Origin of the sequence: Acrocarpospora pleiomorpha (assembly GCF_009687885.1) — a bacterium.
GTDB classification, from domain to species: Bacteria; Actinomycetota; Actinomycetes; order Streptosporangiales; family Streptosporangiaceae; genus Acrocarpospora; species Acrocarpospora pleiomorpha.
The window spans coordinates 21,055-30,448 of the sequence record NZ_BLAF01000098.1 but is presented as its reverse complement, the minus strand read 5'-3'; the positions used below and the strand labels follow the sequence as shown (position 1 = coordinate 30,448).

Below are 9,394 nucleotides of genomic sequence, written 5' to 3'. Positions count from 1 at the left end.
TGGAGGCCAGGGGTGCGCGCAACGAACCAGAGAAAGCGATCAACGGTCACGAGGACAGCGGCAGGATCAGCAGGGGTTCGGCACACTGTTCTTAGAATGCATTACGCCTTCGTCGGATCGACTGCCAGGAACTTACTGAGCTCCCCGACGGCAGCGAAATGACGCTGGGCCATGGGGACAGAGCGCAGTACCATACGTCCGGTCTCTAGCACGTGGTTGCTGCGGTATGCCTGCGGTAGTTCGGCGATTACTGTCGTGGCCTGCCGCACGCCCTCGTCGACGCCTCCCTTGACGACAGTGCACAGGGCTCGGTGGAGCGTCGCATTCGCACAATACTGATAGTCGTTCGTCTGAGCGAAGAGAGCCTCCCTTGCCGCGTCATGCCGTCTCTCGTCGCCTGCTGCCGCATACACCCACGAGGCAGCGAAATCGATCTGGTCCGGCTTCCAAAAGCCCAGTGGATCACCTTTTATCGTTCCTGCCAGATGGGTTAGGCGGTCTATCACGGAGAATGCTTCGACATGGTTGCCTACCAGGCTCAGGGCCTTCGCTTCGTGAGCCATGAGAGCCAGACTGGGCCGACGTGCGAGCCGCTGAGCAGCGTGGATGAGGCGCAGCACGGTTTCCGGGGAGCGCTGCCCGTAAAGGCCGCTACCGACCTCTTGCGCGCGGACCACCAGGCTCAGGGTGAGGTCCCCGGACGCATCTGCAGCCTGCCGGGCGTTTCGGCCCCACCGGATAGCAGCTCCATGATCGGCTAGACGGGTGAGCGCGTTGATATGTACAACGGATAGCGACGCCTTGGTGCGGTGTAGCTCGATGAGGTCGGAGGGAGCGGCAGCCTCCATCTGGCGTTGCAAGGCCAGAAGATCGATGGACAGATCGGCGATCACCTGGGCTGGCGGGCGTGTGCGCAGCGCGTGCAGGTGATCGGCGCAAGCGATCTCCCAGTCTTCGATGCTGCGGGCGTCGTCCTGATCGAGCAATTGGCGAAGGTGTTCGGAACCGCCGGCCAGTCCCAAGGCGAGATTGGCGGCGGCGAGCTGCAGTATACGGCGGCGTTCCGTGGTGTCCTCCTGGGTGGTTGCTGTCTTGGCTTCCAGGGTACGCAAACGGTCGAGATCGGTGACTACACCGTGAAGTGCCACAAGGTGGCCTTTGGCGTTCAGCGCCGAATCCAGACGTTCCACAACGCTGGAATGTGGGTGCACCAGCCCTCTCTCCCATTTGGAAAGATCTCCGTGGTTGCTATAGGTCTGCTTAGCGACTTCCTGCAGGGTGACGCCCCGAACATCCTCACGCCAATGCCGAATGGCCGCGCCTAGGAGATGCCACGGCGTAGCACCTGGGTCCACACGCTCGGAGGCTCGCGACATGCCTGCTCCCGGATTTTGGTGATTGTGGATACACGGCTCCAACAATCAAACCCCTAGCCCACCAGCTGACTCATCCCCAATATGACATTGCCGCAAGCCAAAAGCCGGAGTTTTAGCAGGCCCGTCAAGCCGACGCAACGACCTGACGAGCCCGTGAGCAGGAATCGAGGCCCTGTACTCATGACAGACACGAAAGCCATCGAGGGATCACCCATCGCCTTGCTGGGTGTCATCGATCTTCCGGGGCAACCGCGTGCGGCGCCGAGCGCGCGGAAGTTCGTTCGAGGGCTGTTCAACGGTGTGGCCGATGACCGGCTGGATGACCTGTCACTGGTCGTCACCGAACTGGTCGCCAACGCCGTATGCCACTCGGATTCCGGCCGCAGCCCGGACGGGGTGGTCACCGTGGCGGTCGCGGTCTATCAAGGCAGCATCTTCGTCAACGTGATCGACGAGGGGTCGGCCACCAGCGTCCCGCATATACGGCTTCCCTCGGACGTGGAACGTCTCTGCGGGCGAGGGCTGCGCTTGGTCGATCAGATCGCCGAGAATTGGGGTTATCGCGATCAGGATTCGAGACGGGTGGTCTGGCTCCGGCTGGGATCGCCGGACGATATCCCCGACGATGACCCGCCTCCATGGCCGCCGCCCTGGTCACAAGCCGTCCGCGAGATGTCGCAGGGACCGTCGTACGAGATCGTGCCGGGCCTGTACTTCGACGTCCCGTCCGAGGTCATTCCCGGCTTCACGCCCGGGACGGCCAAGCCCGAACCCCGACGGGCGGTGCCGAGCGGCGGTCCTCGCGGGGCCGTGGTGAGGATGCGCTGCCAGGAGATCATCGATCGGACGGCCGAGCGGATCGCTGGAGGCGAGCTCGGCGAGGGGGCGCGCATGGCCAGTGTCCAGCAATTGATGGCGGAGCACGGTATTCCCAGCTCGGCTGCCACCTATGTCCAGCGTGCGCTTCGGGAGCGAGGGCTCATCCGCTTAGTTCCTGGCCTGGGCTATGTCGTCGGCGCCCCCGACGACACTCCGGTACCGCCTCGCCCGCCCGTTCACGATCAGATCACGATGATCGCGGTGGCCGTGGCCGAGAAGATCCGTACCGGCGAGATCGTCGCGCACCAGCGGCTGACCACGCGCCAGCTGATGATCGATCATGGCATTTCCCGAGGCAGCGCCTGGGTAGTCCTTCGGCGGCTCGTTTCCAGATGCTGGGCGTACGACACCGAACGCAAGGGCGTCCGGGCCGCTCCCTACCGCGACTGGCTCCACAAGGGGAGCTCGATGGCCCTTATACCGGCACGCGTCGACCACGTCCCCAAGACCCGCCGCCCCACGGGACAATCGCCTGGACAAGGCAACGAAGCGGCCGAACCTGGCAATGCTCGCCCACCGGTCCCGCAGACGGTCTCTTCAATCGCGGAGCACGATGGCAGTCGAGCCGACCGCCGTACCAGGGCAAAGCCCAGGGCCGTGTAGTACCGGTGGGCTTGCCTTGGGCTTCCCTTCGTACGCGCGACGGCCTTCCTTGGCCGACCTCCTGCGCATAACCCTCCGATCCCCGACGGTCGTACACGATGCAGCTCAGCTGAGTTCCGGATGGCGTGGGGCGAGTGGCACCACCACCTTTGATCACGAAGCGAGGTTCTCCTCCATGGCGGAGATCAAGGCCCGTGAACGATCCGGCCCGGTGGATCCGACTGCTGTGCTGCTGGGCAGCATCGAGCTTCCCGGGCAGGAGTCTGCCACCTCGGGTGCGTGTGATTACGTTCGCGGCTTGCTCGTCGGGCGGTTCGATGACCGGCTGCGTTATGCGGTGCTGCTGGTTTCCGAGCTCGTGTCGAACGCGCTCCGTCACTCCGATTCCGGCCAGGATCCGGACGGGAAGATCACCGTACAGGTCGCCGACGCGGATGGTTTCCTACACATCAGTGTGCTCGACCAGGGGTCGGCCAGCAGCGTGCCCTACCTCGTCCCCGACTTCGGCGGGGGGCGCGGCAGCGGGTTCGGATTGCGTATCGTGGCGGAGTTCGCCTCCGAATGGGGGCATGAGTACTACGGCGAGGGCTGCCGCCTGGTCTGGTTCGACCTGGCCCCGCCCTTGGAAGCCGGACAGGACGGTCGGCCGGGAAAGCCGCCGACCTGGGTCGAGATCATGCAGCAACGCGCGGCTGGTAGCGCGCCGCACTCGGCTGACGCTGAGCACATTGACGAGGGCGGGGAGATCGCTTCGCCGCCGGAGAGGGCTGGCGGCCCACGCCGGAGCGTTCAGGCTGTGCGATGCGCGGAGATCGCCAAAGGGTTGGCTGGCCGGATCGGCAGTGGTGAACTCGTCGGCGTCGCCGCGACCGCCACCTTGCGTGAGCTGATGCGCGAGTACGACCTTTCCCGGTGGCAGGCCATGCGAGTCCAGCACATGCTGCGGGATCGGGGGATCATCCATCTGGTTCCCGGTCAAGGGTACATGGCGGGTGCTCCCGGTCCTGGACCCGTGACTCCCCGTCCTGCGGTGGAGGAACAGCTGGTTCACGTCGCCACCGTGCTGGCGAAGAAGATCCGCACGGGGAGGATCGGCCCGCACGAGCGCGTGGCCACCTGCCCTCAGCTGATGCTGGAATACGGAATCTCCCGATGGACCGCCGGGCGTGCGCTGTCCCGACTGACGGACAAAGGCTACGCCTACAACGCGCACCGCAGGGGCACCCGGGCGGCGACGTTCGACCGGTGGCCGCCTCCGAGTACCTCAATGGAGCAGACACCTCCCCCCGACGACCACGTTCCCGCCTGACCCGGCCTAGGGCCCGTACTTCCTGGTCAGCCTTCTCGGGTCACTCGTCCCCGGCGCGATCATTGTAGGCGGCCCGCGCCTCCATGATCCCGCCCAGGTGGGTGATCGACCACTGCTCCAGGGCCTTGAGCGGTCCGCGCAGAGAATCACCCGCCTCGGTGAGCGAGTACTCGACGCGGAGCGGCACCTCTGGATACGCCCTGCGGGTGACGAGCCCGTCGCGTTCCAGCTCGCGCAGGGTCTGGGTGAGCATCTTCTGGGACACACCCTCGATCCGGCGCGCGAGTTCGGAGAAGCGGCAGGTGCGCTCCCCGAGTGCGCCGATCACGAGGACCGTCCATCGATCGCCTATGCGGTCGAGGATGCGGCGTGTCGGGCATCCCTTGGCGTACGGGTTGAGCACCATCCCGCCCAAGGTCGGCCATTCCCCTGAGTCACTTACCAATAGGTGCCTACTTCCTTGAAGATACCAACTCTCCTACAGTAAGTCCGATCGATCGCACAGGCCAACAGGGAAAGGAACGATCATGGCTCGTATCACCGTCATCGGCGGGACCGGATACGCGGGGGCGGCTATCGTCCGCGAGGCCGCTGCCCGAGGGCACGAGGTCACCGCGTACAGCCGGAACGCGCCCGCCGACCCGGTGACCGGCGTCCGTTACCGGCAGGGGTCGGTGCTGGACGACGCCGTCCGCGCACGCTCCGTGGAGGAGGCCGACGTGATCGTGTCCGCTCTGTCGCCGCGTGGGGAGTTGGCGGGTGAGCTGGTGGCCGTGGACACCCGTCTCGGCGAGCTGGCCGCGGCGGCCGGGGCCCGATTCGGCGTCATCGGGGGGTTCAGCTCGCTGCGTCTGGCGCCGGGCGGCCCGCGCATCGTCGAAGGCGGAGAGGTGCCGCCCCAGTTCGCCGCCGAGGCCGAGGAGATGGCCACCGTCGCGGACGCCCTCCTCGCCGTGCCCGAGTCTCTCGACTGGTTCTACGTGAGCCCTGCGGCCGAGTACGGCGCCCACGTTCCAGGCGAGGCGATCGGCGCCTTCCGTACCGGTGGCGACGTCGCGTTCTTCGATGACGGCGGGAAGTCGGCGATCTCCGGCCCGGACTTCGCCACCGCCGTCGTGGACGAGATCGAGCGTCCCAAGCACCACCGAGCGCACTTCTCCGTCGCCTACTGACGGGCCCGGCCTCCTTCGCTGCCCGGGGCTCATGCCGCGCCGCCTGCCGCGCCGGGCTAGCAGCCACCGCACCCGCCCAGGTGCGGTGGCCGCCGACAAGGCCTACTCCTCTCGCGGCAACCGCGCCTATCTGCGCCGGCGCCGCATCAGGGCCGTCATCCCGGAGAAGACCGACAAGGCGGCTAACCGATCTTGTTTGACCAGGTCCATCAGACTCGCCCTCAAGCCTGTCAAGCTCCCGGATACGCTTGCCGCATCCCGGGCCCCGGCGCAGGCGGCGTTGACTAGAATTCACAGATTCTGTGGGTATAACGCTGGATGTCGCCCGGGTTCGCGGCGCTGGTGAGGGGCGGGACGTGGACGGCTCAGAGGATGAGGGAGCGGCCTTCACCACCCGGAATGTCCGGGACATTCTCGCCAGGGCGACGGCCTTACGGGGAATCACCCAGACTTTTCTTGCCGACCATAACCAGGCCCGTGATGATGTTCAAAAGGCGCTGTCGGTGGTTCGTACGGAAGCCGCTCAGCAGGAATTGGGCGCGATTCCGTTAAGCCGGCTGAAGGACGTGACGGAAGGCCGCCTCCGGCTGGGGCCGGTCGAGCAGGCGGGCTTCGCGTCGGTGCGGGACGTGCTGCGGGCGACGCCCTACACGTTGCAGCTGATCCCGGGGGTCGGACAGCGTTCGGCGCGGCAGATCTACGCCGCCGCCCAGCAGATCGAGCGCGCCGTCGCGGACGCTGTCAGCGTCAGGATCGACATCGACCGGCAGGACGCGCCCACCACCGACCTGCTGAAAGCGCTGAAACGGCTGGTGAACGCCGGTCCGAGCCTGGAACGCGCGCAGAGGCTGGCCGGGTCGGTCGAAGCACGGCTGGCCGCGGCCATCCCCGTCGCGCGTCCCGCCCGCAGTCGCCTGCGGATGTGGTTCGCCGGCGCGGAAGGCCGTCGCCGGGCCCGAGAGGCCGTCCACGAGATCTCGTCGCTTCTTTCCGAAGCCACCGCGGCCGAGGCGCGCACTCTCTTCGCGCAGGCTTCCGTCGATCTGCTCCGGCCGGTGACCAGCGATTTCGAAGTCTGGACGGACTATGAGATCCAGTCGCCGGAATATCAGGGTCTGCTCGCCGAGATCGGAGGAATAGAACCCGACCGGCCGGCCGCCGAAGGATTCCTGTCCGACGACATCGCCGAGCGCGTCAAAGCCCAGGAACTCGACGACACGCACCGCACGGTTTCATTACGCGGATACCAGGCCTTCGGCGCCCGCTACGCGCTGGCCCAGCGCCGCGTGATCATCGGCGATGAGATGGGACTGGGCAAGACGATCGTCGCCATCGCCGCGCTCGCTCACCTGAAGGCCGGCGGCGGCAACCATTTCGTCGTCGTCTGCCCCGCCAGCGTCCTCATCAACTGGTTACGGGAGGTCGAACGCCGGAGCACCCTCAAGGCGTACCCCATTCACGGCCGGGACCGCGCCGCCGCCACCGCGGAGTGGACTCGCCTCGGGGGCGTCGCGGTGACCACGTTCGCCATGCTCGACCAGCTAGAACTTCCGGACGAGGTGGCCGTGGAGATGCTCGTGGTGGACGAGGCGCACTACATCAAGAATCCCAGCGCCAAACGTTCGCTGGCCGTCGCCGAGTGGTGCGGGCGCACCGAACGCGTGCTTTTCCTTTCCGGTACGCCCATGGAAAATCGGGTCGAGGAATTCCGCAACCTCGTCTCGTACCTCCAGCCCGAGTTGGTTTCCGAACTCCGGGTCGGCCACGGCGTGGCCGGGGCCACCGCGTTCCGCAAGGCCGTCGCCCCCGTATACCTGCGCAGAAATCAGCGAGACGTCCTGGATGAGCTCCCTCAAATCGTCCACGTCGACGAGTGGGAGGAGATGAGCGAGGCCGACCTGGCCGCCTACCGGACCGCCGTGACGGCCGGGAAGTGGATGGCCATGCGCCGCGCCGCCTATGCGGTCCCCGCCGAGTCGGCCAAGCTCGAACGGCTCGAGGAAATCGTCAAAGAAGCCGCCGACAATGACCTCAAAGTCATCGTCTTCTCGTACTTCAGGAGCGTTCTCGCGGCGGTGGGCGAAGCGCTCGGGCCACAGATCCACGGCCCGATCACGGGAGGACTCACGGCGGCACGTCGCCAGAAGATAGTCGACATATTCTCGTCGGCACCCGGTCACGCGGTCCTGCTCAGCCAGATCGAAGCCGGCGGAACCGGCCTGAACCTCCAGGCCGCGTCGGTCGTGATCATCTGTGAGCCCCAGGTCAAGCCGACCATGGAAGCCCAGGCCATCGCCCGCGCTCACCGGATGGGCCAGGTCCGTACGGTTCAGGCGCACCGGCTGCTCACCGTGGACAGCGTCGACGAGCGACTGCTCGACATCCTGGAGGCCAAGGCCGAACTCTTCGACGCGTACGCACGGCGAAGCGAGGTCGCCGAAGGCTCGACCGACGCGGTCGACATCTCCGACACCTCCCTCGCCCGTCAGATCGTCGAAGAGGAACAGCGCCGTCTGGCACTCATCTGAAAAATGTCGTCGACCTCCCATACGCTCTCGCCAGTTGATCACGAGATCTGGGAGGCGTCATGACATATCTGGAACTGTCCGAGGACAGCGGTAGCGCGCACAAGTACTACGAGGTCATCGTCTCCGGCACCGACGTGTCGATCAGCTACGGCCGGATCGGCGTACCCGGTCAGAGCAAGGTGTCCTCCTTCGCCACGGCCGAGAAAGCCCAGGCCGCCGCCCAGAAGAAGATCGACGAGAAGCTGCGCAAGGGCTACGCCCCGGCCGTCCGCGGCGTACGGCAACGCCGCGCGGTCACCCACCGGCCCACCGTCAGCCGGGCCTCCACCGCCCGCCGGGCCCCGGTGTTATGGCGGTTCGCCAGCGGCTCCGCCGCGTTCGGCATCTTCGTGGACCAGGACCGCTGCTGGGTCGGCAACCAGCGCGGCGACGTCTACAAAGTGACCCACGACGGCACGGTCGTCGGCCAGTTCAGGCTGCCCGACGGGGTCAAGTGCATCGTCGCCGACGACTTCTGGATCTACGCGGGCGCCGACGACGGCCGCGTCTACGATCTTTCCGGCAAGGTGCCGCGGGTGGCGTACGAGATCGCCGAAGACGTGGACATCTACTGGCTCGACATCTACGACGGCGTGCTCGGTGTCTCCGACGTGGCCGGGCGGATCACCGCCATCGACCACGAGGACGAGTTCCAGTGGGAGCGCAAGAGCAACGGCAGCTCCGGCTGGATGGTCCGCTGCGACGGCGACGCCGTCTACCACGGCCACTCCGGCGGGGTCGCCCGCTACGACGCCGCCGACGGCACCCCCGTCTGGCAGCGCGGCATTCCCGGTTCGGTCCTGTTCGGCTGGCAGGAGGAACGTTCGGTCTACGCCGGGACCAGCGCCGACCGCGTGGTCCGGCTGGCCAAGTCCGACGGCAGGATCGAAGCCACCTACCACTGCGACGACACGATCTACTCCTGCGCCACCGCCCCCGGCGGCCGCTACGTCTTCGCCGGCGACAGCTCCTCCTCGGTCTACTGCTTCGACGAGGACGGCACCCGCCTGTGGAAACTCGGCACCGGCTGCGGCTCCGCCCTCTCGATGCAGTACCTGGACGAGCGCCTCTACATCGTCACCGGCCAGGGCACGCTGGCCTGCATCGACGCCACCGAACAGGCGATCCTCGCCGCCCAGTCCGGCACCGTCCCCGAACCGGTCGACGTGAAGGCCGCCGCCGGCCTGGTCGCGGTCGAACCGACCCTCGTCCTGGAAACCGCCACCCACTCCGACGAGGGCATCACGGTCGAATGTTTCACCGAGGGCGACCGCCTCCGCGTCCGAGTCCTGTCCCCTGGCTACGACCAGGGCTGGAACGTGCAGTTCCCCAAGGGCATCCGCGAGGCCGGCGCCCGCTACCTGGTCGAGGGTATCCGCACCGCGACCAGCGGCGGCTTCTACCGCGCGTACGGCGAGATCCGCCGCCTCCGCTGAAATCGATCGGTCACGGCCGTCCTGACATCCGAAACCCGTTTCCCACCCGTTG

7 protein-coding genes and 1 pseudogene are annotated in these 9,394 nt (G+C 66.7%); 6 read left to right on the top strand and 2 right to left on the bottom strand.

Translation table 11 applies throughout. The annotated features are described in order from the left end of the window. Window positions 1–101 precede the first annotated feature (101 nt). Entirely contained in the window at window positions 102–1,376 is a 1,275-nt protein-coding gene (locus Aple_RS48130; RefSeq protein ID WP_155351503.1) for a helix-turn-helix domain-containing protein, read from the bottom strand. 180 nt (window positions 1,377–1,556) lie between these two features. On the opposite strand from Aple_RS48130, the gene Aple_RS48125 reads away from it, so the two are divergent. Next, window positions 1,557–2,858 (top strand): ATP-binding protein, encoded by a 1,302-nt coding sequence (locus tag Aple_RS48125; RefSeq protein ID WP_170322038.1) that lies wholly within the window; start codon window positions 1,557–1,559, stop codon window positions 2,856–2,858. A gap of 175 nt (window positions 2,859–3,033) precedes the next feature. Then, the gene (locus Aple_RS48120; protein ID WP_170322037.1) at window positions 3,034–4,167 is read left to right on the top strand and encodes a GntR family transcriptional regulator; all 1,134 of its coding nucleotides are present in this window, start codon (window positions 3,034–3,036) and stop codon (window positions 4,165–4,167) included. A 40-nt stretch (window positions 4,168–4,207) separates the two neighbouring features. Here the strand turns inward: Aple_RS48120 and Aple_RS48115 are convergent, their stop codons facing one another. Beyond that, window positions 4,208–4,573 (bottom strand): winged helix-turn-helix transcriptional regulator, encoded by a 366-nt coding sequence (locus Aple_RS48115; RefSeq protein ID WP_155351500.1) that lies wholly within the window; start codon window positions 4,571–4,573, stop codon window positions 4,208–4,210. 121 nt (window positions 4,574–4,694) lie between these two features. On the opposite strand from Aple_RS48115, the gene Aple_RS48110 reads away from it, so the two are divergent. The 4 genes and pseudogenes from Aple_RS48110 (at window position 4,695) to Aple_RS48095 (ending at window position 9,342) form a co-directional block, all read left to right on the top strand. Then, window positions 4,695–5,339, top strand: a complete 645-nt coding sequence (locus Aple_RS48110) for an NAD(P)-dependent oxidoreductase (protein WP_155351499.1) — start codon at window positions 4,695–4,697, stop codon at window positions 5,337–5,339. A 61-nt stretch (window positions 5,340–5,400) separates the two neighbouring features. After that, window positions 5,401–5,529 (top strand): annotated as a pseudogene (locus tag Aple_RS48105) (IS5/IS1182 family transposase); the annotation flags it as partial. A gap of 313 nt (window positions 5,530–5,842) precedes the next feature. Then, entirely contained in the window at window positions 5,843–7,867 is a 2,025-nt protein-coding gene (locus tag Aple_RS48100) for a DEAD/DEAH box helicase (protein WP_246265490.1), read from the top strand. A 59-nt stretch (window positions 7,868–7,926) separates the two neighbouring features. Then, on the top strand, window positions 7,927–9,342 hold the full coding sequence (locus Aple_RS48095; protein WP_155351497.1) for a WGR domain-containing protein: 1,416 nt from the start codon (window positions 7,927–7,929) through the stop codon (window positions 9,340–9,342). Window positions 9,343–9,394: the final 52 nt, after the last annotated feature.

What these genes read in the sequence shown, in the direction of transcription:
- Aple_RS48125 (WP_170322038.1), top strand. Translation starts at nt 1,557, where the DNA reads ATGACAGACACGAAAGCCATCGAGGGATCACCCATCGCCTTGCTGGGT.
- Aple_RS48115 (WP_155351500.1), bottom strand. Translation starts at nt 4,573, where the DNA reads ATGGTGCTCAACCCGTACGCCAAGGGATGCCCGACACGCCGCATCCTC.
- Aple_RS48120 (WP_170322037.1), top strand. Translation starts at nt 3,034, where the DNA reads ATGGCGGAGATCAAGGCCCGTGAACGATCCGGCCCGGTGGATCCGACT.
- Aple_RS48095 (WP_155351497.1), top strand. Translation starts at nt 7,927, where the DNA reads ATGACATATCTGGAACTGTCCGAGGACAGCGGTAGCGCGCACAAGTAC.
- Aple_RS48110 (WP_155351499.1), top strand. Translation starts at nt 4,695, where the DNA reads ATGGCTCGTATCACCGTCATCGGCGGGACCGGATACGCGGGGGCGGCT.
- Aple_RS48130 (WP_155351503.1), bottom strand. Translation starts at nt 1,376, where the DNA reads ATGTCGCGAGCCTCCGAGCGTGTGGACCCAGGTGCTACGCCGTGGCAT.